This window comes from Stenotrophomonas nitritireducens (genome assembly GCF_050984405.1).
Classification (GTDB): Bacteria; Pseudomonadota; Gammaproteobacteria; order Xanthomonadales; family Xanthomonadaceae; genus Stenotrophomonas; species Stenotrophomonas nitritireducens_B.
Map to the genome: position 1 here is coordinate 3,055,799 of NZ_CP158790.1, position 25,267 is coordinate 3,081,065.

18 protein-coding genes and 3 pseudogenes are annotated in these 25,267 nt (G+C 71.3%); 6 read left to right on the forward strand and 15 right to left on the reverse strand.

Features of this window, described 5'->3' with window-relative positions:
- Positions 1 to 20 precede the first annotated feature (20 nt).
- The 10 genes from ABTV91_RS13595 to ABTV91_RS13640 form a co-directional block, all read right to left on the reverse strand.
- Positions 21 to 1,289, reverse strand: a complete 1,269-nt coding sequence (locus tag ABTV91_RS13595; protein WP_433851905.1) for a hypothetical protein — start codon at positions 1,287 to 1,289, stop codon at positions 21 to 23.
- Positions 1,290 to 1,338: 49 nt separating this feature from the next.
- A complete protein-coding gene (locus ABTV91_RS13600; RefSeq protein WP_433851906.1) occupies positions 1,339 to 2,109 on the reverse strand; it encodes a hypothetical protein in 771 nt (256 codons plus the stop codon).
- A gap of 12 nt (positions 2,110 to 2,121) precedes the next feature.
- The gene (locus ABTV91_RS13605; protein ID WP_433851907.1) at positions 2,122 to 2,820 is read right to left on the reverse strand and encodes a C39 family peptidase; all 699 of its coding nucleotides are present in this window, start codon (positions 2,818 to 2,820) and stop codon (positions 2,122 to 2,124) included.
- 152 nt (positions 2,821 to 2,972) lie between these two features.
- Positions 2,973 to 4,475, reverse strand: a complete 1,503-nt coding sequence (locus ABTV91_RS13610; protein ID WP_433851908.1) for an adhesin — start codon at positions 4,473 to 4,475, stop codon at positions 2,973 to 2,975.
- Between the two features lie 47 nt (positions 4,476 to 4,522).
- The gene (locus ABTV91_RS13615) at positions 4,523 to 5,059 is read right to left on the reverse strand and encodes a hypothetical protein (RefSeq protein WP_433851909.1); all 537 of its coding nucleotides are present in this window, start codon (positions 5,057 to 5,059) and stop codon (positions 4,523 to 4,525) included.
- Between the two features lie 115 nt (positions 5,060 to 5,174).
- Positions 5,175 to 5,681, reverse strand: coding sequence for a hypothetical protein (locus ABTV91_RS13620; RefSeq protein ID WP_433851910.1), 507 nt, complete (start codon positions 5,679 to 5,681; stop codon positions 5,175 to 5,177).
- Between the two features lie 406 nt (positions 5,682 to 6,087).
- Positions 6,088 to 7,086 (reverse strand): M16 family metallopeptidase, encoded by a 999-nt coding sequence (locus tag ABTV91_RS13625; protein ID WP_433851911.1) that lies wholly within the window; start codon positions 7,084 to 7,086, stop codon positions 6,088 to 6,090.
- Positions 6,996 to 7,511 carry a hypothetical protein gene (locus tag ABTV91_RS13630; protein ID WP_433851912.1) on the reverse strand — a complete coding sequence of 172 codons (516 nt, stop codon included), beginning with the start codon at positions 7,509 to 7,511 and terminating at the stop codon, positions 6,996 to 6,998. The genes ABTV91_RS13625 and ABTV91_RS13630 overlap by 91 nt, the downstream gene beginning before the upstream one ends.
- A 10-nt stretch (positions 7,512 to 7,521) precedes the next feature.
- A complete protein-coding gene (locus ABTV91_RS13635) occupies positions 7,522 to 8,889 on the reverse strand; it encodes a M16 family metallopeptidase (RefSeq protein ID WP_433851913.1) in 1,368 nt (455 codons plus the stop codon).
- Between the two features lie 104 nt (positions 8,890 to 8,993).
- Positions 8,994 to 10,304 (reverse strand): dicarboxylate/amino acid:cation symporter, encoded by a 1,311-nt coding sequence (locus ABTV91_RS13640; protein ID WP_433851914.1) that lies wholly within the window; start codon positions 10,302 to 10,304, stop codon positions 8,994 to 8,996.
- 148 nt (positions 10,305 to 10,452) lie between these two features.
- On the opposite strand from ABTV91_RS13640, the gene ABTV91_RS13645 reads away from it, so the two are divergent.
- The 5 genes and pseudogenes from ABTV91_RS13645 to ABTV91_RS13665 all read left to right on the forward strand — a co-directional run bounded on the left by ABTV91_RS13645 (position 10,453) and on the right by ABTV91_RS13665 (position 15,299).
- Entirely contained in the window at positions 10,453 to 12,150 is a 1,698-nt protein-coding gene (locus ABTV91_RS13645; protein WP_433854185.1) for an alkaline phosphatase, read from the forward strand.
- Between the two features lie 240 nt (positions 12,151 to 12,390).
- Positions 12,391 to 12,684, forward strand: coding sequence for a hypothetical protein (locus tag ABTV91_RS13650; RefSeq protein WP_433851915.1), 294 nt, complete (start codon positions 12,391 to 12,393; stop codon positions 12,682 to 12,684).
- Positions 12,685 to 12,827: 143 nt separating this feature from the next.
- Positions 12,828 to 14,137: pseudogene (tilS, locus tag ABTV91_RS13655) on the forward strand (tRNA lysidine(34) synthetase TilS).
- 32 nt (positions 14,138 to 14,169) lie between these two features.
- Positions 14,170 to 14,430 carry an exodeoxyribonuclease VII small subunit gene (locus ABTV91_RS13660; RefSeq protein WP_433851916.1) on the forward strand — a complete coding sequence of 87 codons (261 nt, stop codon included), beginning with the start codon at positions 14,170 to 14,172 and terminating at the stop codon, positions 14,428 to 14,430.
- Positions 14,420 to 15,299, forward strand: a pseudogene (locus tag ABTV91_RS13665) (polyprenyl synthetase family protein). Before ABTV91_RS13660 ends, ABTV91_RS13665 begins: the two are co-directional and overlap by 11 nt.
- A gap of 208 nt (positions 15,300 to 15,507) precedes the next feature.
- Here ABTV91_RS13665 and ABTV91_RS13670 read toward each other — a convergent pair.
- Complete coding sequence (locus ABTV91_RS13670) at positions 15,508 to 15,873, reverse strand: DUF4870 domain-containing protein (RefSeq protein ID WP_433851917.1); 366 nt, start codon at positions 15,871 to 15,873, stop codon at positions 15,508 to 15,510.
- A gap of 96 nt (positions 15,874 to 15,969) precedes the next feature.
- On the reverse strand, positions 15,970 to 17,334 hold the full coding sequence (gene pmbA, locus ABTV91_RS13675) for a metalloprotease PmbA (protein ID WP_433851918.1): 1,365 nt from the start codon (positions 17,332 to 17,334) through the stop codon (positions 15,970 to 15,972).
- 217 nt (positions 17,335 to 17,551) lie between these two features.
- Here pmbA and yjgA point away from each other — a divergent pair, with 217 nt between their 5' ends.
- A complete protein-coding gene (gene yjgA / locus ABTV91_RS13680; protein WP_433851919.1) occupies positions 17,552 to 18,160 on the forward strand; it encodes a ribosome biogenesis factor YjgA in 609 nt (202 codons plus the stop codon).
- Between the two features lie 101 nt (positions 18,161 to 18,261).
- Here the strand turns inward: yjgA and tldD are convergent, their stop codons facing one another.
- The 3 genes and pseudogenes from tldD to rng all read right to left on the reverse strand — a co-directional run bounded on the left by tldD (position 18,262) and on the right by rng (position 25,267).
- Positions 18,262 to 19,707 carry a metalloprotease TldD gene (gene tldD, locus ABTV91_RS13685; protein WP_433851920.1) on the reverse strand — a complete coding sequence of 482 codons (1,446 nt, stop codon included), beginning with the start codon at positions 19,705 to 19,707 and terminating at the stop codon, positions 18,262 to 18,264.
- 52 nt (positions 19,708 to 19,759) lie between these two features.
- Positions 19,760 to 23,643 (reverse strand): annotated as a pseudogene (locus ABTV91_RS13690) (YhdP family protein).
- 133 nt (positions 23,644 to 23,776) lie between these two features.
- On the reverse strand, positions 23,777 to 25,267 hold the full coding sequence (gene rng, locus ABTV91_RS13695) for a ribonuclease G (RefSeq protein WP_153191284.1): 1,491 nt from the start codon (positions 25,265 to 25,267) through the stop codon (positions 23,777 to 23,779).

A 25,267-nucleotide genomic window follows, 5' to 3' on the forward strand; every position in this document is an offset into this window, starting at 1 on the left:
GGCCGCGGGAACCGGCGCGGCTAGAGCATGTAGGGCACCTTGAACGCCAGGCTGAAATCCGGGGCGTCCGGCGTCAGGCCGATGCCCAGCATGCTCACCAGCGTGGTCCTGGGCGTCAGCGCGTAGGTCACGCCGAGGTTGAGGGTGCCGGCGTTGGCGTCGCTGCCGATCACCTTGACCCACTGCCCGCCCTTGTAGCGGGTCGAGGCGCGGGCGCTGAGCCTGTCGCTGAAGGAGATGCTCAGGCTGGTGCGTTCGTTGAACGCGAACGCGACGCCGGCGCCGAAGTAGTACGCATCGCCCAGCTGCACCTGCCCCGGGTTGACCGTGTCCGGGTTGGAATCGATGTCGCCGAAGCCACGCTTGAACGAACGCACATAGCCGATGTTGCCGAACAGGATGGCCGGGTCGGCGGTCTTCACCGCCGACAGGCCGATGCTGGCCTGCCACAGTCCGTTGCCGGTGGGCTGTTCGGCGGGCACGGCGAAACGGATGAAGTCGTCGTCGTCGCGTTCGATCACCTTCCAGTCCAGTCCGTAGGGCTCGCGGCCGGTGGGCGCGGTGACGCCCATCGTCAGCACCGTCTCCGGGCGCCGCCGTCCTTCCGGGAACAGGCGGTAGTTCGCGCTGGCGGTGACGTCGCCGATGCCCGCGCCGTGGGTTTCCTCCTGCGCCACGGCCGCGGCCGAACCGCCGGCGCCGCCCTTCTGGTAGATCGTCTTGCGCGCGATGTACGGCACGTCGAGGTTGAGCGTGAGCCTGGGGTTGACGCCCCAGCGCGCGGCGAAAGCGTAGGTCAGCGAATCCGATTCCACGTTCTCGATGGCGATGTTGCCGAGGAAGATCGCATCCAGCGCCAGGAACCCGTTGAGGGTGAGCTGCTTGCGGTCGTAACGCGCGTAGGTGAGGCTGTTTTCCAGCGTCAGCCGGCGGTCGAACAGGGCCGATTGCTGCTGTTTCACGTCGTCCACGCTGCGCCGCGCCGACTCCCTGGCCGCACGCGCCTCGCTGGCCGTGCTGGCGTAGCCCTCGCCATCGGCCGGCGGCGCGGCCGTCGTGGCGGGCGCAGCCGCCGCGGTCCTGCCGTTGAGGCGCGCCTGCATCGCCTGCACCTGCATGTCCAGTTCGCGCAGTCTGCGTACCTCCTGCGCGTAACTGGCCTTGAGCGTCTCCAGTTGCGCCATCAGCGCCCTGACATGCGCCTCGTCGTCGGCGGCCGGCGCCTGTGCCGCCGCTTTCGACGGGAACACCGCAAGGCCCACCAGCGCCGCCATCGCCAGCTGTTTCATTGTCCAGCTCCTCGATCGATGCCCACATTGCCGTGCCGGCCAGGCCGGCTCAGTACCCCGCCCCCATGCCGCCGGCCCGGACCAGCGTGATGGCCTGGGCCACGTTCTGCGCCAGCGGCAGGTTGCCGGCCGGCCCCTGCCGCACAAGATCGATCCGCATGCGGTTGGCGACCTGCTGCCCGTCGCCCGCCAGCGCGATGCGCTGGCCCACGCTGCCGCTGCGCAGCCACTGCTCGACCGCGCCCTGGCCGTCGATCTGCAGCAGCACGCGCGCCGCATCGCCGTCGAAACCGGCCACGGCGCTGGCGCCGTCCATCCGCTGCGCCGCCTGGCCGGTGGACGCGCCACCGGCGCCGGGCGTCGCTCCCGCCTCGCGCACGGTCAGCTGCATCGCATTGCTGGCCTGGTTGCCGTCGCCGGCCACCTGCACGCTCTGCACCAGCCCGGCCACGTTGTGCAGCCCGCTGCCGTCGACGCTGCGCCCGCCGGTGTCCGGCAGCGGCGCGTCGGCCGCGGTGATGCTCACGCTGGGCGTGAAGCTGATCCGCGGCACCTTGCCGTCGCCGAAATCCATCGCCAGCGTCAGCGCGCCCTGCAGCTGCTGGCCAGACGCCGTCTGCCAGGTGGAGATCATCGTCACCCCGAACCAGGCCACCGCGTTCCCGCCCACCGTGTAGCGGCCGCGCATCAGGCCCAGTTCCGAATCCGGTATTTCCTGCGGCCTGTGGCCCGCGGCGTTGCCGGTGCCGGTGCCGGCACCCTGTGCCGGGAAGGCCAGGGCCAATGCCAGCACCAGGCCGGCGCACATCGCGATGTTCATGATCCGGTTCCTTCAAAACAGATCGGCATGGGTGAAGCCGAAATCCACCAGCTCGGCATCGGTGAGGGTTCCCGCTCCCTGCCGCGCGTACAGCGCGCGGGCGCTGGGTTTCTCGCTGGGCAGCAGCAGCGCGGTGTCGCGGTCGAAATCGCTGCCTATGACGATGAACACCGCCCGCGACGGCCATGCGGCCAGGAAGTCCTGCAGCGGCACCACGCGGTTGCCCAGGATCGGGTCGGCCAGTTCGGCCATGTCCTCGCGCACCTGCTTGAGCACGACGAAATGGCGGAAGCCGCGCACGTCCATCAGCACCAGCCCCGGCACGCGCAGCGTGCGCAGCCGTTCCTCGCTGATCCGGTAGCCGCGGCCGCGCATGCCCAGCGCTTCGACGTAGCGCTTGATGTCCAGCAGCGAGAAGCCGCGCTGGTGCACCAGCGCCGGGTCCGACACGCCCATCATTCCCTCGATCACGGTCGATTCGTCCGCCTCCAGGTGGTAGGCGTAGCGCAGGATCGTGGCCAGCGCCGCCGCCCCGCAGCTGTAGTCGGTGTGCTGCCGCACCAGGTTGCGGAAGCGCCGTTCCTGCATGCTCTCCACCGGCTGCCGGTAGACCGCGCCGTTGGGCAGCACGCCGCTGAAGGCGACGTCCGCGGCGGCGCATGGCCATGCCGCGGCCGCGGTGCAGGCCAGCAGCAACATCCTGCGGTACATGGGCCAGTCTCCGGTGTGTGTGTGTTCGGCAGGTGGGAGCCCTTGCCCGCGAGGGGTACGGGGACAAGGGCTCCCGGGATCGCCCGGCCATTGGCGGATGGCCGGGCGCACCGCTTGCGCCGGGCCCGCCGCTCAGCGGCGGACCGCGACTGTCACTGGCCGCCGCCTTCGCCGCCACCGCCTCCACCACCGCCGCCGGTGGACGGCTGCGCCACCGCCAGCGCCAGGCTGTTGGCCTGCAGGTTGCCGGTGCCGGCGGACACGTTCACCCCGATGTTGCCCGACGCCCCGGTGAAGGCGCTGCCGGACAGGCTGGCGGTGTTGGTGGCGTTGACCGCGATCCAGTCGACGTCGACCACCTGGCCGCTCAGGCTCGCCACCAGGTCGGCGGTGCCCATTTCCGAGAACGACAGGTCGCCGCTCTCATCCGTATCCCAGGCCATGCCGCCCACGCCCGGGCGGTTGGGGTTGGCCACGGCGCCCTGGGTCTCGAAGTCCCAGTCGCTGTGCCCGGTCTGGTCGCCGGCCGGATGCGTATCGCCGGTCCAGTTGTCCGGATAGAAGTTGGTCTTCTGGTAGGAATTGCCGGTGCCGTCGTAGGTGCCGGTCCCGGTGCCGCGGGTGGTGCCGGCCACGCTGCCGCCCAGGTTGAGCGTGTAGGTGTTGACCACGTAGTCGTAGTACCCGTTGTTCTCCACGTTGTTGCCGGTGGAGACCTGGTTGGAGCTGATGCTCGACTGTGCGTAGGCGGACGTGGCCACGGATGCGGCGAGCGCGTTCTTCTGCTCGTTGTTGTTGCCCGAGGTGACGTTGACGCCGATGTTGCCGGCGGCGTTGGCGAAGGCGTTGCCGCCGATGCCCGCGCTGTTGGTCACGCCGTTGTTCATCGTCATGTTGTTCATGCCGCTCTGGTTGACGAACACCTCGGCGTCGGCCATGCCGAAGCTGAAGGACGCATCGGCGGCGGACAGCGAGGCGGCGTTGTCCTGGGCGTTGTTGTCGCCGGCGGCGGCATTGAAGCCCAGGTTGCCCGACGCGCTGGAGGCCACGTCGTCGGCGATGGAGGCCGAGTTCTCCAGCAGGCCGTTCTCGGCGTTGTTGCCCGAGATCGACTGGCGGTTGTCGATCACGGCGATGGCCGCCGAGTCGATGGTGATGTCGCCGCTGATGGTCGGGTCGCCGGAGAACTGGATGTCCGAGCCCAGCCGCAGGTCCTTCTCCAGGTTCACGTCCACGCCATGGTTGTTCTTCTCCCTGCGCTCGTCGGAACTCACGCTGGAGGTCTTCTGCACGTCCTCGCGCACCTCGGTGTTGGAGCGTGAATCCCAGTAGCGCAGCGTCGCGGCGGCATCCAGCTTCAGGTCCACGTCGGTATCGACCGTGGTGTTGCGGGTGTCGTTGCTGCTGGTGTTCGTGCTGGTGTTGGTACTCGTATTGGTGCTGGTGTTCGTGCTGGTATTGGTGCTGGTCGTGCTGTCGTTGTTGGTATTGGTGTTCGTGTTGGTGTTCGTATTGGTACGGGTTTCGGTCACGTTGTGCTGGTGATCGATGTCGGCGCTGGCGTTCTGGTCGTCGTCCGCCGCATTGGCTGCGGTGCTGGCGACCAGCGCGGCAACCGCCATGGCGAGTACCGTCCATTTGACATTCGCTTTCATGGTGCCCTCTTCAGGTTTTCTGATGCATCGGGTGGATGGAGCCTTGTTTACGGGACGCCTTGCACGGAAATGCCGATCCGGTTTTCCACGGCATTGCCTGATCCCGCGATCTGATTGAGTTGCAGCACACCACCGAAGCCGCGCAACGCGGATGCCTCCACCGCCACCTTGCGGATGGCGCGTGGATCGCCGGCAACGAACCGCTCCCCTGCCGACGCGAACGCGGACGGCGAGGCCATCGCCTCGTCCCCCGCTTCGCGTATGCCCTGTGCGGCCAGCGAAACGGCCACGGAATTGAGCTCCGCGTTGCCGCCGCCACTGGCCTGGTTGATCGAAACGACGCCACCGGCGCCGGCCAGCGCATTGCCGCCGATGCTGGCCGACGCGGCCCACGGCGCGGTGGCATGGCTGTCCGCCTGCGCCTGGCGCGCGTGGATGCCGGCGTTGGCCTGGCGGGCGACCGCGATGCCGTGCAGGTTGGCCTGCAGATTGAGATCGCCCGCGGCCTGGTTGATGCGGATCGCGCCCTGGCTGCCGGCCAGCGCGTTGCCGTCGATGCGGCTGTTCTGCAGGTAGGCCAGCATCGGCGCGTAGGGCTCGGCCTGCTGCGCCCAGCCGGGGCGCCGCCCAGCGCCGGCAGCACCAGCGCGAGCACGAGCAGGAACGGCAGGCGGCCGGCGGGCGAATGCGTGGCCATGCTCAGCGGCCTCCCGGCCCGGCCGGCTGGCCAAGCGGGAACTGCGCCAGCGCGCCGCGCACCTGGTCGCCGATGCCGCGGGTGGCCCCGCCGACCGCGCCCATCGGTCCGCCGATGGTGCGCGCCAGCTGCGCGCCGGACAGCATGCCGCCCTCGCCCATGGCGTGGCCCAGCGTGGTGCCGACCATGCCGCTGGTGACGCGTTCGACGGTGGTCTGCCCGGCGTGCGCGGACGCCGGCCGCTCCATCGCCGAGTCGATGGACGCATAGGCGTCCTCGTCCAGTTCGTCGATGCCGTCGCCGCCTCCCAGCGCGGCGGCCAGCTCACGGCGCGGCGACGGATCGACGATCAGCGCCCTTCCCGGCGGGTGCATGCGGTAGGCCGGACGCGTGGGAACATCGCGCAGCAATACGATCTCGCCCGGTCGCGCCTTCACGCCTTGGCGCGCGCCCGAGGCCTGGGCGGCACCGCTGGCGCCGAACGCCAGCAGCAGCCCGATCAGGATCAAAAACGGATGTGAGGTCCTGCCAGCCATCGCCCTGCCTCCCCGGTCAACGCGGGAGTCGGAGCAGCATCCGTGCCAGTTCTGTTTTTCCTTGCAACACAACGACTTGCAGGTGAAGCGCGGATGTCGCGCCTGTATCGTGCGTTACACCCGGCAGCGTGCGCCGCGGCGGGCCGGAACAGGCCGCGGCGCACCGCAGCGGCATCGCCGTGGTGTAACGGTCCGTTTACAGGGGGGCGCTACAGCGCGTTACACCCCGCGCGCAGCGAGGCGGGCAGCCAGTGACGCGGCAGCGGCGCCGTTCCTCGATCCACGCCTGGGACGGCGCGCCGGCCGGCGCATGGCATGCATGCGCGGCGTCGATGCGGCGCGCTCCGGGCCGGGTGCGATCCGGCCCGGAAGCGGCGGCTCAGCGTTCCTCGACGCCGAACGCGCCGAACGGCGCCAGCTGCGGCGCCACCGCGTCGCGGTCGCCGACCACGATCACCGACTGCGCGTCCGGCGCGTAGTAGCGCGCGGCCACGGCCTGCAGCTTCGCCGCATCGACCGCGCGGATCCGGCCCACGTACTGGCCGAGGAACTCGGCGGGCAGGCCGGCCAGCCAGTTGTTGGCCAGGGTGCCGGCCACCGCGGCCTGCAGCTGGTTGCTGATCAGGTAGCCGCCGGCGACATAGCGCTTGGTCGACTCCAGTTCCGCGGCCGGCACCGGCTCCTTGCCCAGCCGGTCGAATTCCCTGAAGAACTCCTTCAGGGATGCGCCGGTGACCTCGTTGCGCACGTCGGCCGACGCCGCCAGGTTGCCGCCGGCGCGCAACGCCGCCAGTCGCGCGCCGGCGCCGTAGGTGTGTAGCCCTTTTCCTCGCGCAGGTTCTGGTTGAGGCGGCTGCTGATGCCGCTGCCCAGCACGGTGCTGGCCAGCTGCAGCGGCACGTAGTCCGGGTCGGTGGCGGCGACGGCCGGACGGCCGATCCGGAACGTGGACTGCACGCTGCCCGCGCGCGGCAGGATCGTGCGCTGCGCTGCCGCCTGCCTGCCGCGGCGCCGGCGCCGTGTCCGCCACCGCCTCGCCCTGCCCCTGCCAGTCGCCGAAGGCGCGTTCGGCCTCGGCGAAGGCGGTGGCCGCATCGATCCGGCCGGTGATCACCAGCAGGCCATGCGCCGGACGGAAGCGACGCGCGTGCTCCTGTTTCAGCGCCGCCGGGGTCAGTGCCGGCAAGGTGGCGTGATCGAGCTGCGTGCGTGCATAGGGGTGGTCGCCGTAGACCGCCTTCAGCAGCGCGCGCGAGGCGCGGAAACCGGGTTGCGCTTCGGCGGCCTTCAGTTCCTGGGCGGCGTTGGCGCGGGCCAGTTCCACCTCGTCGTCGGCGAAGGACGGCGTGCGCGCGACCTCGGCCAGCAGGGCCAGCATCGGCTTGGCCTGCGAAGCCAGCGCCTGGCCGCTGAGCACAGGCCATCGACGCTGGCGCTGGCGCCGATGCTGCCGCCCATGCCCTGGGCCAGCTCGGCGATCTGGCGCGCGTCGTGCGCCTGGGTGCCGGCGGTGAGCAGCTGCGCCAGCACGCTGGCGAAACCGGGCGTGGCGGCGGCATCGGCGGCCAGGCCGGCGTCGCGCATGGCCAGCACGTAGTCCACGCGCGGCAGCCCGTCGCGTGGCACGACCCAGACTTCCAGGCCGTTGCCCAGGGTCCTTCGCGAGATGTCCGGCACCGGCAGTGGTTTGTCGGCGGCGTAGCCCGGCAGCCCGGCGGGCAGTCCCGGCGTGGCGGCGCTGGCGCCGGCGCAGAGCGAAAGGGCCAGGCTCATGGCGAGCAGGCACGGGATCGTCTTGATCATGGCGGTGTCCTCACTTCTGCTCGGCGGGGGCCAGCATCGCCGCCGGCTTGCGGTCGATGACGGTGCGGTTGGCGGTGGTCAGGTAGGTGCGCGCGGCGCGCTGCACGTCGGCGGCGTCGACCGCCTCGATCCATCCCGGGATCTGGTTGACCACGCCGGCATCGCCCCACAGGGTCTGCAGCTTGGCCAGGGCGTCGGCGCGGTCCAGGAACATCTCCAGGCCGTCGTACCACTGCGCCAGCAGCTGGGTCTTGACCCGCGCCAGCGTCGCCGCGTCCACGCCCTCGGTGGCGACCCTGGCGATCTCCGCGTCGATGCCGGACAGCACCGCGTCGGCGTCGTGGTCGGGCTTGTACATCGCGAACACCACGAACAGGGTCGGACCGTCGTATTCCCAGGCGCTGGTCAGGCCGTAGAGCGACTCGACGTTCAAGGCCAGCTGGCGGCCCTTGACCAGCCCCTGGTGCAGGCGCGAGGCCTCGCCGTCGGCCAGCAGCGCGCCCAGCACCGCCATCGGCGCCTGGTCGCGGCTGCCGCGGTCGGGCATCTTCCAGCCCACCGCCAGCGCCGGCACCTGCGCCAGCGCGTCGGACTGCTGCAGGCGGATCTCCTTGGTATTCAGCCCTTCGGCGTAGTCCGGACGCGGCGGCGTCGGCCGTGCCGGGATGTCGCCGAAATAGCGCCTGGCCAGGGCGAAGCCCTGTTCCGGGGTGACGTCGCCGGCGATGGACAGCACCGCGTTGTTGGGGCCGTAGAAATCGCGGTGGAAGGCGCGCACATCGTCCAGGCTGGCGTTTTCCAGGTCGTGGAAGCTGCCGTAGCCGTCGTGGTTGTTCTCCCATCTGGAGAACGCGTGCTGGCCGATGTCGATCCACATGAACGCGCCGTAGGGCTGGTTCTGCACGTTGTTGCGGATTTCCTCCTTGACCACGTCCTGCTGGTTCTTCAGTGTCTCCGGGTTGAAGTCCAGGGTGCGCATGCGGTCCGCTTCCAGCCACAGCATCGGCTCCAGCGCCGACACCGGCGCGGTCTCGATGTAGTTGGTGAAATCGGCGCGGGTGGAGCCGTTGTTGCGGCCGCCGCCGCCGGTGATCACGCTGTCGAACACGCCCTTGCGCGCCTGCGGCGTGCCCTGGAACATCAGGTGCTCGAACAGGTGCGCGAAGCCGGTGCGGTTGCGCGGTTCCAGGCGCATCCCGACGTGGTAGACCACGCTGATGCCGACCACCGGCGCGCTGTGGTCCTCGGACACCACCACGGTCAGGCCGTTGTCGAGTTTCTCGACCGCCACCGGCACCCGCCATTGATCGGCGTTGGCGGCAGCCGCCGTGCCGGCCAGCGCGCAGCCGGCCAGCAGGAGCATGCGTTGCAGCATCATGGAGCGACTCCTTTCGTTGTCATGGGCAGGCCGGACGGCCGCCGCCACCATAATGCCCCCGCGCCGCGCGGGTATCCGCCGGAGGTCACCCCTCCGACGGACGGTCAGTCCACCCCGACGCCGGCGCGGACCGGCGCGTCGTAGACCTGCTGGTCCAGCAGCCCGGTTTCCTTGGCCACGATCACCGGCACCACCATCTGCCCGGTGACGTTGGTCATGGTGCGCATCATGTCCAGCACGCGGTCGATGGCGTACAGGTAGCCGATGGTCTCCAGCGGCAGGTTGGCCGCGCTCAGCACCACGGTGGCCATCACCACCGCCGTGCCCGGCACGCCGGCGGTGCCGAAGCTGCCCAGCACCGAGGCGATCAGCACCACCACGTACTGTTCCGGGGTCAGCGGCACGCCGGTGTACTGGGCGATGAACACCGCGCACAGCGCCGGGTAGATCGCGCCGCAGCCGTCCATCTTGATGCTCGCGCCCAGCGGCACGGCGAAGGAGGCGTAGTCCTTGTTGACGCCGAGGTTGGCGGTGATCGAGCGCATCGCCGCCGGCATCGCCGCGAAGCTCGAGGAGGCCACGAACGCCACCTGCATGCCCGGCGCGGCGCCGCGGAAGAACTTGATCGGGTTCAGCCCGTGCGCCAGCAGCAGGCCGCTGTAGACCACCACGATGTGCAGCGCGCAGGCCACGTACAGCGCCAGCACGAAGCTGCCCAGCGGCAGCAGCTTCTCGAAACCGTAGCTGCCGACCAGGCCGGCGATCAGGCCGAAGGTGCCCAGCGGGGTCATCTCCAGCACGAAGCGGGTGACCTGGATCATGATCTCGCTCATCTGCCCGGTGAGCTTGCGCGCCTCGCTCACCTTGTCGCCGAGCTTGACCATGGCGAAGCCGAGCAGGCCGGCGAAGAAGATCACCGGCAGGATCGAGCCGCGCCCGGCGGCCAGCACGGTCTCGCCGGCGGCGTTGACCTTGGTGCCGATGCCCGACAGCGCGTAGAACACGTTGGACGGCACCACGTCCATCAGCACCTTGGCCACCGACGGCACGTCGCGCGGGGTGTAGGCGCTGTCCATCGCCAGGCTCAGGCCGCCGGTGCCCGGCTGCATCAGCGTGCCCACGCCCAGGCCGATGCACACCGCCAGCGCGGCGGTGACGATGAACCACAGGAAGGTGCGCCCGCCCAGCGCGGCCACCGATTTCTGCCCGTGCAGCGAGCCGATGGCGCTGATCACCGCGAAGAACACCAGCGGCACGGCGATCATCTTGATCAGGGTGACGTACAGCTCGCCCAGCGGCCCGAACCAGGTCTCGGCGGCCGGACCCAGCACCCAGCCGGCCAGCGCGCCGAGCACGAAGCCGCCCGCCACGCGCTGCCAGAACGGAATCCGCAACCAGGCAGAAACCAGCGTCATAAGAGGATCCGGGGAAGATTTTCAGGGACCGGCACGATAGCGCAAGCCCGGTGACGGCACGATCCCCGTGCGGAAAAGCTGCGTGTCATCGGCATGCCTTTTCCGGATTGTCATAATGGCCGTCTGTTCATGATCGATGGTCGACCGCATGCGCCACGCCACTCCCCTGCTCGCCGCCCTGTCCACCCTGCTGCTCGGCGCCTGCGCCAGCAACGCCGCGCCCAGGGCGCCGCAGGCCTTCGCCGTCGAGGTGCCGGCGGTCAGCCACCCGCAGGGCGAGACCCCGCAGTGGTGGTACCGCAACGGCGCCGCGCAGGCCGCCGCCAACGGCGCGATGGCCGGCAGGGCGAAGAACGTGATCCTGTTCCTGGGCGACGGCATGAGCCTGACCACGGTGGCCGCCGCGCGCATCCTCGAGGGCCAGCGCCACGGCAACCCGGGCGAGGAGAACCTGCTGTCCTGGGAACGCTTCCCGGCCACCGCCTTCAGCAAGACCTACAACACCGACTCGCAGACGCCCGACTCGGCCGGCACCATGACCGCCATCACCACCGGCGTGAAGAGCCACATGGGCGCCATCGGCGTCAGCGCCGGCAGCCGCAGCGACTGCGCCGACAGCCTCGGCAAGCACGCCCTGACCTGGCTGCAGCTGGCCGACAGCGCCGGCATGGCCACCGGCGTGGTCTCCACCGCGCGCCTGACCCATGCCACCCCGGCAGCGACCTACGCGCACTCGCCGGACCGCAACTGGGAGAACGACACCAACCTGCCCGAAAGCGCGCGCGTGGCCGGCTGCCAGGACATCGCCCAGCAGCTGCTGTCGACCTCGCGCTACGGCCGCGGCCCGCTGGTCGCCCTGGGCGGCGGCCGCGGCCAGTTCACCACCGTCAACGAGCAGGACCCGGAATACGCCGACAAGGTCGGCCTGCGCCTGGATGGCCGCAACCTGGTGGCCGAATGGCAGGCCGCGCATCCGCAGGGCGCCTACGTGTGGAACGCCGAACAGCTCAAGGCCGCCGCCGGCGCGCCGGCGCTGCTGGGCCTGTTCGAGCCCGACCACATGCAGTACGAGCAGGACCGCGCCAAGGACCCGGCCGGCGAACCGTCGCTGGCCGAGCTGACCCGCGCCGCCATCGCCAACCTGTCCAGGCATCCGGAGGGCTACGTGCTGATGGTGGAAGGCGCGCGCATCGACCACGCCAACCACAGCGGCAACGCCGCGCGTGCGCTGGGCGACACCATCGCGATGTCCGACGCGGTGCGCGCGGCGGTCGAGGCGACCTCGGCCGAGGACACCCTGATCATCGTCACCGCCGACCACTCGCACACCCTCAACTTCGTCGGCTACCCGGCGCGCGGCAACCCGATCCTGGGCAAGGTCAAGGACAAGGGCGGCGAGGACGGCGCCGGCGGCCTGGAGCTGGCCCGCGATGCCACCGGCCTGCCCTACACCACGCTCAGTTACGCCAACGGCCCGGGCTACACCGGCACCAGCAACCGCCAGCCGGCCGGCCCGAAGACCTTCCCGCACATGCCCAGCAGCTACGAGCCGGCGCAGGGCCGTCCCGACCTGACCCACGTCGATACCGAGCACCCGGACTACATGCAGGAGGCGCTGGTCCCGGCCAAGGCCGAATCGCACGGCGGCGAGGACGTCGGCATCTGGGCGCGCGGCCCGGGCAGCACCGCGGTGCGCGGCACGATGGAACAGAACGCCATCTACCACCTGATCGTGCAGGCCACCCCGCGCCTGCGCGAGCGCCTGTGCGCGCAGGGCACCTGCGACGCGCAGGGCGTGCCGGTGGAACTGCCGCAACCGGCGAAGTTCGAACGCAAGGCGCCGTGAGCCACGCGCGACGGCACCTGCGGGGACCGGCGGCGGCGCTGCTGCCGCTGGTCCTGCTGCCCGCCCTGGCCTGCCGCCGGGGAAGCCTGCCATCGCCGCGACACCGACCGCTTCGAGGTACTGCCCGGCTGCACGCAGACGGCGCCGGGCACGCTTGCCCTCAGCGCCGGCGCGCTGGCGCGGCTGCGCTTCGACGGGCATGGACTGGCCGCGCTGCAGGCCGGCCGCCAGTACTACTACGTGCGCCGCGACGGCGCTTATCTGCCGGTCATCACCTACGACAACGGCCCGGACTACTTCGCCGACGGCCTGGTCCGCGCGCGGGTGGACGGCCGGATCGGCTACTACGACACCCGCCTGCAGCCGGCCTTCGCCGCGCGCTTCGACTGGGGCTTCCCGTTCCAGGACGGCAGCGCCGAGGTCTGCGACGGCTGCCGCGAAGGCACGCCCGACGCCGACGGCCATGCCGGCATCGTCGGCGGCACGCGCTTCCGCATCGATCTACAGGGCAACGTGCTGCCGGATTCCCCGTAACGGAGGGGCAGCCCCTCCCGCGTGGCCGGCGCGCATCGAAACGCGTGGGAGGCGGTTCACCTGCACCGCATTGGCCGCCGATGCGCGGAAGAAGGATCCGCCCGCATGCCCCTCGCGGCTGAAGCCGCTCCTACAATGCGGCGATGGAATCATGCCTGTCACCGCTGACTGACGTCGCCACGCCGGTGCTGATCGGTTTCAGTGGCGGGCTGGATTCGACCGTGCTGCTGCACCTGCTGGCCAACGCCCCGACGGCGCGCGAACACGGCCTGCGCGCCGTGCACGTGCACCACGGGCTGCAGACCGACGCCGACGAATGGGCCACTCACTGCCAGCGCATCTGCGACCGATGGCAGGTGCCGCTGCAGATCGTGCGCGTGCGGGTGGACGCCGGTGCAGGCGACGGCGTCGAGGCGGCGGCGCGCCGCGCCCGCCATGCCGCGTTCGCCGGGCTGCTGCGGCCGGGCGAATGGCTGGCGCTGGCCCACCACCGCGACGACCAGGCCGAAACCTTCCTGCTGCGCGCCCTGCGCGGCTCCGGCGTGGAGGGACTGGCGGCGATGCGCGAGCGCCGCGACTTCGGCGCCGGCCAGCTGTGGCGGCCGCTGTTGCGCGTTCCGCGTGCCGCGCTGGAAGCGCATGCGCGCCAGCATGGCCTGCAGTGGATCGACGATCCCAGCAACGGCGAGGACGCCTTCGACCGCAACTTCCTGCGCAACGCGGTGATGCCGCTGCTGGCCACGCGCTGGCCCGACGCGGCCGCCGTGTTCGCGCGCAGCGCCGCGCGCGCGAGCGAGGCCGCGGCGCTGCTGCAGGCGCAGGACGAACGAACGATGGCTGCACGCCTGCCGCGATGGCGATGAGGGCCACGCGCTGCCGGTCGCCGCGTTGTCGGCGCTGCCGGAGCCGGCCTGCGCCCGCGTGCTGCGGCTGTGGGCGCGGCAATGCGGCCTGCCGCCGCTGCCGGGCAACGGCGTGGCGCGCATCCGGCACGACCTGCTGCTCGGCGCCGGCCATGACCGGCAGGCGGAGTTCCGCTGGCAGGACGCGCGCATCGTGCGCTGGCGCGACCGCCTGCATGCCGTGCCGGGCCGGTCTGCGCGCCTGGCCGCCCGGCTGGCAGGCCGATTGGGACGGCCGCGCGCCGCTGGCGCTGCCCGACGGCGGCGTGCTGGCGCTGCACGGCGCGCCCGGCTTCGACGCGCCGCTGCGCGTGCGCCAGCGCCAGGGCGGCGAACGCATCCACCTGCCGGGGCGCGCGCATTCGCACCTGCTCAAGCACCGGCTGCAGGCCTCGGACATCGCGCCCTGGCTGCGCCCGCACCTGCCGCTGCTGTGCGACGGCGCGCAGGTGCTCGCCGCCGGCAACCGCATCGTCGCTGCGCCGCTGCAGGACTGGCTGCAGGCCCGCGGCGCACGCCTGCGCTGGCAGGCGCCGGGCGCGGCGAATTGACCCTTTCCCGCCCGCCGCTCACACTTCCCGCCATGTCCAAGAAGTCCCCCAACGAGGTCTCCCCGGTCGCCCACTTCGAGCATTCGCTGGAAGAACTGGAGCAGCTGGTGGAGAAGATGGAAACCGGCGAACTGAGCCTGGAGCAGTCGCTGGCCGCCTACGAACGCGGCGTCGGCCTGTACCGGCAGTGCCAGCAGGCGCTGGAGCAGGCAGAACTGCGCGTGCGCCTGCTCACCGATCCGGCGCAGCCGGAGAAATCCGAACCGTTCCAACAGGCCGGCGATGTCGACTGAGGCCCTGTTCGCCGGCTGGATCGAACGCACCGAACAGCACCTGCACGCCGCATTGCCCGCCCCCGACGCCGCGCCGCAGCGCCTGCACCAGGCCATGCGCTACGCCGCGCTGGGCGGCGGCAAACGCATGCGGCCGCTGCTGGTGCGCGCCGCCGGCCACCTGTTCGACGCCGACCCGGCGCTGCTCGACGCGCGCGGCCAGCGCGGTCGAGCTGGTCCACGCCTATTCGCTGGTGCACGACGACCTGCCGGCGATGGACGACGACGACCTGCGCCGTGGCCGCCCCACCACCCACGTCGCCTTCGACGAGGCCACCGCGATCCTGGCCGGCGACGCGCTGCAGACCCGTGCCTTCGAGCTGCTCGCCGAAGCGGCGCTGCCGCCGGCGCTGGCCGTGGCCTGCCTGCGCACCCTGGCCACCGCCTCCGGCGCGGCCGGCATGTGTGGCGGGCAGGCGCTGGACATCGACGCCACCGGCCGCTGGCAGCCGCTGTCCGGCCTGGAACGCATGCACGCGCTCAAGACCGGCGCGCTGATCCGCGCGGCGGTGCGCATGGGCGCGCTGTGCGGCGGCGCCGGCGACGCCGAGCTGGCGCGGCTGGACGGCTTCGCCGACGCGCTCGGCCTGGCCTTCCAGGTGCGCGACGACATCCTCGACGTCGAGGCCAGCTCCGAGCAGCTGGGCAAGACCGCCGGCAAGGATGCCGCGCAGGACAAGTCCACCTTCCCGGCGCTGCTGGGCATGGACGGGGCCAGGGCGCGGCTGGAAGCGCTGGCCGTGGACATGCACCAGGCGCTGGCGCCGTTCGGCCCGCGCGCCGATGCGCTCGCGGCGCTGGCCGAACTGGCGATCCGCCGCTCGCATTGACGCATCGCCCTCGCGGGTACGCGCAACGCTGCATGCCCCGGAAAGGCCATCGCACGCAGAGGTACGCTCCTGCGGACGGCCAATAAAAAACTGTCTGCCGCCCTTTTTGACATCGCCTGCCGATGGCCCGGAGGGTTCCGCCCGGGATGACGCAACAAAAAAGGCCCGGGAATCCCGGGCCTTTTCTTTGCATCGCACCGCCGCCGGATTACTTGATCAGGCGGATCGCGAACGGATAGCGGTAGGCCTGGCCCTTGTTGGCCGCCAGACCGGCGACGATGCTGAGCACGATGCCGGCGATCCAGGCGATGAGGTTGATCAGCGCGCCGATCAGGATGATCGAAAGGATGGTGCCGATGATGTAGACGCCCAGCAGCGTGAGCTGGAAGTTCAGCGCTTCCTTGGACTGGTCGGTGAGGAACGACTTCTGCGGGTTGTCCTTGTTCACCAGCCACATGATCAGCGGCACGATGAAGCCCAGGATGATGCCCGACAGGTGCACCAGCATGGCAATGGTGTTGTCGTCGGACCCGGAGCCTGCCGCCGGCGGAGTGCTGTTCTCGTAATCGCTCATGGTGTTTCCCTTTACCCTTGGTCTTGTGGAATGAGTGGGGTGGCTGTCATCCGCGGTCCCCTGGATGCCCCCCAGCGGCGGCTGCCGAAGAATACGTCAATCGTCGCCCGCGACGGTCATTCTCCCGACAAGGATCGATCCTGTCGAGACATGCGAACGCCGGTCCACGTCGCTGCCCACCGCCTCGATGCCGGCGAACATCTGCTTCAGATTGCCGGCGATGGTGATGCCGTCCACCGGCCAGGCGATCTGCCCGTTCTCGACCCAGAAGCCGCCGGCGCCGCGCGAGTAGTCGCCGGTCACGCCATTGACGCCCTGCCCCATCAGCTCGGTGACCAGCAGGCCGGTTCCCATACCCGACAGCATGGACTGCAGGTCGCCGGCATTGGCCGCGACCGCGAGGTTGTGCACGCCGCCGGCGTTGGCGGTGGTCTGCAGGCCCAGCCGGCGCGCCGAGTAGCTGCCCAGGATGTAGCGCTGCAGCACGCCGCCGCTGACCAGCGCCGAGTCGCGCGTGGCCACGCCTTCGCCGTCGAACGCGGACGAGCGCAGGCCGTGGCGCAGCAGCGGCCGTTCGTCGATGGCGAACCAGTCCGGGAACAGCTGCGTCCCGGCGCTGTCGAGCAGGAAGCTGGCGCGCCGGTACAGCGCGCCGCCGGAAACGGCCGACAGCAGGTGGCCGATCAGCGAGCGCGCGACTTCCGCGGCGAACAGCACCGGCACCTGCCCGGTGGGCAGCGAGCGCGGCTGCAGGCGCGCCACGGTGCGCTCGGCCGCGCGTCGGCCGATGGCCTCCGGGTCCTGCAGGTCGGCCCGCGCGATCGCGCTGCTGTACCAGCCATCGCGCTGCATGCCATCGCCCTGCCCGGCGATCAGCGCGCAGCCGATGGAGTGGTGGCTGCTGCGTTCGCGGCCGATGAAGCCGTGCGAGTTGGCGTAGACCGACAAGCTCTGCGCGGTGGCCACCGAGGCGCCATCGGAGTTGGCGATGCGCGCGTCGGCGCGCCCGGCCGCTTCGCAGGCCAGGGCCAGGTCCACGGCGTGGCGGGCGTCCAGCGCCCACGGGTGCCAGGTGTCCAGGTCGGGGAAATCGCGCGCCATCAGCGCGGCGTCGGCCAGGCCGGCGGCTTCGTCGTCCTCGGTATGCCGGGCGATGGCGCAGGCCTGGGCGACGGTCGCCTCCAGGCTGCTTTCCTGCAGGTCGGCGGTGCTGGCGCTGCCCTTGCGCTGGCCGAAGTACACGGTGACGGCGATGCCGCGGTCGTGGGTGGACTCGACCGTCTCCACCTCGCCCAGGCGCACGTTCACGTCCATGCCGCGGTCTTCGCTGCAGCTGACCTCGGCCTGGCTGGCGCCCAGCGCGCGCGCCTTTTCCAGCAGCCGCTGGGAGATGCCGGCCAGCTGTTCCAGCCGCTGCAGGCTGTCGTCGCTGAAGTGGGTTTCGGTGGGGTTGGTGTCCAATGCTTTATCCTTTCAGGTCTTCAGCCATGCCTGCCGTTCCCTTCTCCCCTCGGGAGAAAGTGGTGCGGAGCGCCGGATGAGGGTACGGGCGAAGCCTGATGATGGCTGGTTGCACGAGGCTTCGCCCGTACCCTCACCCCAACCCCTCTCCCGCGGGGAGAGGGGCTTTGCAAAGCGGCGTGCGGGTACACACGAACTTTAATCGAGTAACAAGGCAATGCGCGGACGCGACGAAGATACCGGCGAATTTTTCAGCGAGAGCCGCAGCCAGAACCGGCGCGAGGCGCTGGAAGTACTGGCGCTGGGCGAGAAGCTGGTGGACCTGACGGCCGCGCAGCTGGCGCGCCTGCCCATCCCCGAAGACCTGCTCGAGCACATCGAGTACAGCAAGCGCATCACCTCGCACGGCGCGCGCAAGCGCCAGCTGGCGTTCCTGGCCAAGCAGATGCGCCGCGAGGACGACGCCACGCTCGACGCGATCCGCGACGCGCTGGAAGCCAACAGCGAGACCTCCAAGCGCGCGGTGGCGCTGATGCACCGCATCGAGCGCTGGCGCGAGCGCCTGCTGGCCGAAGGCGATGCCGCGCTGGCCGAACTGCTCGACGAATACCCCGGCGCCGACCGCCAGGAGCTGCGCACGCTGGTGCGCAACGCGCTGGCGGAGAAAGCCAGGAACAAACCGCCGCGCGCGTTCCGCGAGCTTTACCAGGTGCTGCGCGACCTGATGCTGCCGGCGCAGTCCGCCGCCGGGCAGGACGAGGAAGAGGACAACGACGCCGAACATGATTTCGACGACCTCGACGGCGAAGCCGACACGCGCGATTGAGCCTGAAGCCCCTCTCCCTGCGGGAGAGGGGTTGGGGTGAGGGGCATCCCCCGAAGGCAAACAGCCCGGCGGGGAGTAGGGGAAGCAGCAAGCTGCCGGCACTAGGCCTGCGTACCGCCGACGGTGAGGCCGTCGATCAGCAGCGAGGGCTGGCCGACGCCGACCGGCACGCTCTGTCCGTCCTTGCCGCAGATGCCCACGCCTTCGTCCAGCGCCAGGTCGTTGCCGACCATGCGCACCTTCTGCATGGTTTCCGGGCCGTTGCCGATCAGGGTCGCGCCCTTCACCGGCGCAGTGATCCGGCCGTCCTCGATCAGGTAGGCCTCGGTCGCCGAGAACACGTATTTGCCGCTGGTGATGTCCACCTGGCCGCCGCCGAAGTTCACCGCATACAGGCCCTTCTTCACCGAGCGGATCATTTCCTGCGGATCGTGGCTGCCGGCGCGCATGTAGGTATTGGTCATGCGCGGCATGGTCATGTGCGCGAACGATTCGCGGCGGCCGTTGCCGGTCGGCGCCACGCCCATCAGCCGCGCGTTGAGCGTGTCCTGCATGTAGCCGACCAGGATGCCGTCCTCGATCAGCGGGGTGCACTGGGTCGGCGTGCCTTCGTCGTCGATGTTGAGCGAACCGCGGCGGCCATCGAGCGTGCCGTCGTCGACGATGGTCACGCCCTTGGACGCCACGCGCTCGCCGATGCGGCCGGCGTAGACGCTGGTGCCCTTGCGGTTGAAGTCGCCTTCCAGGCCGTGGCCGACCGCCTCGTGCAGCAGCACGCCGGGCCAGCCCGGGCCCAGCACCACCGGCATCACCCCGGCCGGGGCCGGGATCGCCTCCAGGTTCACCAGTGCCTGCCGCAGCGCCTCGCGGGCGAAGGCTTCGGGGCGGCCGTCGGCGAACAGTTCCGCGTAGCCGTAGCGTCCACCGCCGCCGGCATAGCCGGATTCGCGGCGGCCGTCCTGCTCGACGATCACCTGCACGTTCAGCCGCACCAGCGGGCGCACGTCGGCGCCGAGCACGCCGTCGCTTCGCGCGACCAGCACCGTGTCGACGCCGCCGGACAGGCTCACCATCACCTGCTGCACGCGCGGGTCGGCGGCGCGCAGGTAGCGGTCCAGGCGCTTGAGCACCTCCACCTTGGCCTCGTTGCCGAGGCTGTCCACCGGATCCAGCGCCGGGTACAACGCGCGTGTGCCGCCGCGCACCAGCGCGCTCGCGTTGCAGGTGCCGCCGTCGCGCGAGATCGCCCGCGCCGACTGCGCCGCGGCCAGCAGCGCGGCCGGCTGGATGTCGTCGGAATAGGCGAAGCCGGTCTTCTCGCCGGCGATGGCGCGCACGCCCACGCCCTGTTCGATGGAGTGGGCGCCGTCCTTGACGATGCCGTCCTCCACGCTCCAGCTCTCGCGCCGCGAATGCTGGAAATACAGATCGCCGAAGTCGATGCCCGGGCCCAGCAGCGTGCCGAAGGTGCGTTCGAGGCGGTTGGCGTCCAGCCCGGCCGGCAGCAGCAGGCGGGATTCGGCGAGCGTCAGGGCGTTGTCGGTCATGGCTTTCCAGATGGGGGCAGGCCTGCGGTAAGCAAGCATGCGGCAGAAACGGTCAGGGCGTGCCGGCGGTGGCCGGGCTCACCGCCGGCGGCGGCAGGCGCGGGGCGTCGCGGTCGATCACTTCCACCTTGGGATCGGACCATGGCCCGGTGACGCGGTAGGTCTTGGCGCCGATCTCGCCCAGCGGCTTGCCCAGCACCGCGTTGGCGGCGGCGCCCACCGCGGCGCCGACCGGGCCGCCGCCGGCGACCGCGCCGACCACGGCGAGCAGGTTGCCCGAGCGCGGGTTGACCTCGATGGTCTGGTCGAAACGCTGCGCGCGCAGGTCGGCCTGGCCGCGGATGGCGATGTCCGCCGCCGGGCCCTGCATGCCGATCCTGTCGGTGCGGGCCAGGCCGTCGCCGAACGTCACCTGCCCTTCGGCCTGGTTGAACGCCAGGCCCTTGGAGAAGAAATCGCGGAAATCCAGCATCAGCCGGCGCGGCAGCTGGGCGACGCTGAGCAGGCCCAGCACCCGGCCGGCGCCCGGCTCGACCTCGAGGATCTGGCCGTTGCGCGCGTCGAAATCCAGCGTGCCCTCCAGCCCGGCCAGGCTGAAGGCGGACGGCGTGCCGTTCCAGCCGGCGTTGAACTGCAGCTGCCCCTGCCCGCCGCGCAGCTGCCCGCCGTAACCGAGGCTGTCCAGCAGCCCGCCCAGGTTCTCGCTGTGCACGGCCGCCTCGAAACGCGTGCGCGCGCCTGCGCGCCGGTGCCGCGCCACTGCCCGGTCACGTCGATAGCCTGCTTCGGCGAACGGAACTGCAGCTGCGAGACCTGCAGGCCGTCGGCCAGCGGCCGCGTGCGCAGGCTGGCCTGCCCCAGCACCGCCTGCCGAAGGTCAGGTCGGCGATGTCCAGCGACAGCGGCGGGACCTTGGCCGGGTCCACCGGATCGGCCGGGCGGTCGCCCGCCTCGCCGGCCACGGCCGAGGCCGCCTGCCAGTGCACGCGCGCCAGCGTGCCGCTGACGGTGCCGCCCTCGGCATCGGGAACGCGCAGGTCTCCGGCCAGCGCCGGACCTTCCAGCTGTACCGCGACCGCGCCGTTGCCCGGCCGCAGGCGCAGGCGGGTCTGTTCGAAGCGGCCGCCGACCAGCAGCAGCTGGTCGGCCAGCACATCCACCTGCTTCAGCGCCACTTTGTCGCCGCCCGCGTCTCCGCCGGCGCTGCTGCCGCGTGCCAGGGCGATCCACTCCAGCGCGTCCAGCGACGGCGTGCGCCCGTCCATCACCAGCCCGTCGGCGGGCGGCTCGCGACTGACCCGGTCGCTGCCCATGGTCACCTGCACGCCGGTCCGGCCGTTCTGGGTGCGCGCGGCCAGGGCCATGCGCCGGCCGAACGCGACCTCGGTGGTGCCGCTGCCCAGCGGCAGGCTGGCGGTCACCCGGGTCGGCAGCGCATCGGCGGCCGGCTTGTCCAGCGGCGCCGGCAACTGCAGCGCGCGTGCCCTGCAGGTCCGAACGCAGGCTGAGCGTGGTCGGCGGTTCGCTGCGGCTGCCCTCCGGCGTCTTCGGCAGGGCCACGCCGATGGTCCAGCGCGAAGTGCCGTGCAGGTAGGGCTGCAGCCATTTCAGTTCCGGCGCGCGCTCCAGCAGGTCGGTGGCGCCGAGCGAGGCGGTCAGCTCCGCCTCGAACGCATGGCCCGGGTCGCTCACCGGCGCGCCGGCGGCGAGCGACAGCACGCCGTCGTGCTCCTTGTGGCGGACCTGCAGCGCCGGCGCGCGGAAGCCGTCGCTGCCGTATTCGGCCTTGCCGCGCACGTTGTCGAACGCAGGTCCCAGCGGCGGTCGGCCAGGGTGGCGCCGCGCGCAGCTCGACGTCGCCGCGGACCCTGGCCGGCGCCGCCGTGCAGGGGCAGCGACAGGCCGAAGTTGACCCGCGGCCGGCCCGCTGGCGCCCAGCGCGTCCAGCGTTTCGCCGCCGTAGGCGGCCTGCAGCGGGCTGCGCCGCAGCAGCGCCAGCAGGTGCCCGCTGTCGTCGAGGGTGCGCGCGTCCACCTTCAGCAGCGATTCGTGGAAATCGGCGATGCCGGCGCGGAAGGCGTCGACCTTGACGCCGCCGAGGTTGCCGCGGCCCTGCAGCGCGAACCCGTTGGCGATGAAGGCGATGTCGGCATCGACGCCGTCCATGGCCGGCCAGCCGTGCGAGAAGCGCAGGGTGCCGTTGTCGATGCGGCCGCCCGCCTCGAAGCGGCCGTCGTTGCCGTCGAACGGCCAGTCGTAGGAGGTCGCCGACGGCCAGGCCGATGCCGTCGCGCAGGTGTCCGTCCACCAGCGCCTCGTCCAGCCACCGCACCGCCGCCGCGCTCATGTGCGAACGCACCCAGAACGCACCCAGAAGCCCTTGGCCGCGGTGATCGGCACATCGTCCAGTTCCGCGGCCAGGTTGATCCACGGCCGCGTGCCGTCGCCCTGGAACCACAGCCCGCCGCGCAGGCTGGCGGCGTAATCGTTGCCCTGCACGCGCATCACACGGCGTGCCGACGCGCCAGCCGGCGCCCTCGCGCCAGGCCACCGCCTGGCCGTCCAGCCGCAGGTCGTGGACGACGCCGAAACCGCTCGGCCAGTCGAAACGCAGGGGCTGGTCCGGGCGCAGCCGCAACGCCACCGCCTGTCCATCGCCCTCGAAATGCCCGCGCAGGCCGCTCAGGCCGGGGCTGCCGCCGACCGCGGCGAACGCGGCGTCTTCCAGTTCGCCGGCGCCCTGCAGGCGCCGCCGGCGCGGCCGGCGATGTCCACGTCGGCGAAGCGCAGGACCGGCGCGGCGCGGTACAGCCATTGGCGCAGGCCCGGTTCCACCGCGCCGCTCAGCGCGGCGACCCGCAGCAGCGGCGTCGCGTCGATCCGCTGCCCGCGCAGCGCAAAAGCCTTTCCGCCGCCCAGGTGCAGCAGGCCGTCGAGCACCTGCGCGCCGCCCTGGCCGGTGGCCACGCGCAGCCGCGGCGCGTCCACGCGCCAGTCGGTGCCGTCGTGGCGCCAGCGCGCGCGCGCGCGCAGGGCGTCGAAGCTCGTGGTCGGCGGCTTGCCGCCCGCGGCGAACGGTTCGCCGGCGAGCCCGACCCCGGCCAGTTCGGCATCGGCCACCACCGAGGCCACCTTGTGGTCGCTCACCGTGACCCAGCTGCGCAGCGTGCCGGAGCCTTCGCGCACCTGCCGCACGCCACCCAGGCGCAGCAGCGGCGACCACGCCGACAGGTCCGCCGGCGCCGCGGCGATCCAGGCGGTGCCGTCGCCGCGCTGGCGCTGGAAGTCCAGCACCGCGGTCACCGGCGCGGCGCCGGTATCGATCCAGGCGCGCGCGCCGGCGCGCACCCGGCCACCGTCGACGCGCAGGCGCGCAGGTCGATCCGCGGCAGTTCCGCGTCCAGCCCGAGCGAGGGCGCCTCCAGCCGCAGGCGGCCGCCGATCACCTGCAGTTCGCCGAGCCGGCGCAGGGTTTCCAGCGGATCGCCGGCGCCGGCGGCGGGCAGGCCGCGCACCGACCAGCGGCCGTCGTCGGCCCGCTGCAGGGTCAGCGCGAGCCCGCGCAGGCGCAGCTCGGTCAGCGGCGCGCCCGGCAGCAGTCCGGAATACAGCGACACCAGCACTTCGGCCTGGCCGATGCGCACGCCGTCGCCCTGGCGGCCGATGCGCACGCCGTCGCCCCTGGCCGATGCGCAGCCCGTCCAGCCGCAGCAGCGGGCCGCGCCGGGTCCAGGCGGTGTCCAGGCGGTCGAACGCCACCGGCTGGCCGGCGCGTTCGCTCAGCCAGGCGGCGACCTTCTGCGGGTGCCGTTCCACCAGCGGCAGCAGCTGGTTGAGCGTGCCCACCAGCACGGCCACGACCACCAGCACCACAGCCAGCGCGTAGATCGCATGGCGGCGCAGGTGGCGGAGGCGGTAGCGCGACAGCACGGGCATCGGGAAACGGGACCGGGAACGGAGAGCGGGACGGAAGTAGGAAAGAATGCCTGCGGCAGCCGGAATCGCAATGCAACGGCCGGCGTCCCGCTACCGCCGCCCCCGCTGGTAGCGGGCCGCCCCCGGCGTACCGCTACAGCAACACCACGTCGAACTGCTCCTGCAGGTACTGGTCGTCGGCCTGGAAACGGATGCTCTTGCCGAGGAACTCCTCCAGCTCGGCCACCGCCGCCGACTCCTCGTCGGTGATGCGCGCCACCACCTTGGTCGAGGCGATCACCAGCAGCCGCGCCGCGTCGAACTGCCGCACCGCGCGGGTGATCTCGCGGAAGATCTCGTAGGTGACGGTTTCGGTGGTCTTGATGCTGCCGCGCCCGCTGCATTCCGGGCAGGGTTCGGACAGCTGCCGCTCCAGGCTCTCGACCGTGCGCTTGCGGGTCATTTCCACCAGGCCCAGCGGCGAGAAGTCGTAGACCGTGGTCTTGGCGTGGTCGCGCGCCAGCGATTTCTCCAGCGTGCGCAGCACCTGGCGGCGGTGCTCCGGATCGACCATGTCGATGAAGTCGATGATGATGATGCCGCCGAGGTTGCGCAGCCGCAGCTGCCGCGCCACTGCCTGCGCCGCCTCCAGGTTGGTGCGGAACACGGTTTCTTCCAGGTTGCGCTGGCCGAGGAAGGAACCGGTGTTGACGTCGATGGTGGTCATCGCCTCGGTCTGGTCGATGACCAGGTAGCCGCCGGACTTGAGCGGCACCTGCTTGTCCAGCGCGCGGCCGATCTCGTCCTCCACGCCGTACAGGTCGAAGATCGGGCGGTCGCCGGTGTACAGCTCCAGTTTCTCGGCCAGCACCGGCATGTACTTGGCGACGAAGGCCTGCAGCTGTGCGAAGGTTTCCTTCGAGTCGACCTTCACCTTCTCCACGTCCTTGCGGATCAGGTCGCGCACCGAGCGCAGCGGCAGGCTCAGGTCCTCGTAGATGATGCTGCGCGGCGGCGCCTCGCGGCCGCGGCGCTCCACCACGTTCCACACCCGCGACAGGTAGGAGATGTCCTCGGCCAGCGCCTCGGCCGGCTGGCCCTCGGCATTGGTGCGCACGATGTAGCCGTAGCCGCCGTGCTGGGCGGAGATCTCGGTCACCAGCGCCTTGAGCCGGGCGCGCTCGGCCTCGTCCTCGATGCGTGCCGACACCCCGACCATCTTCGACTGCGGCAACAGCACCAGGTAACGCGAGGGGATGCTGACCTGGGTGGTCAGGCGCGCGCCCTTGCTGCCGATCGGGTCCTTGACCACCTGCACCACCACGTCCTGGCCGTCGCGCAGCAGCTCGACGATCGGCACTGACGAGGGCAGCGGCAGGCTGGGCGCGGTCTCCTCGGTGTCGGCGGCCACCGGCGCCGGCCGCACCACGTCGTTGGCGTGCAGGAACGCGGCGCGCTCCAGCCCGACCTCGACGAAGGCCGCCTGCATGCCCGGCATCACCCGCTGCACCCGCCCCTTGTAGATGTTGCCGACCACGCCGCGGCGCCAGCCGCGCTCGATGTGCAGCTCCTGCAGCATGCCGTTCTCGATCACCGCCACGCGGGTTTCGCGCGGGGTGACGTTCACCAGTATTTCTTCGGACAT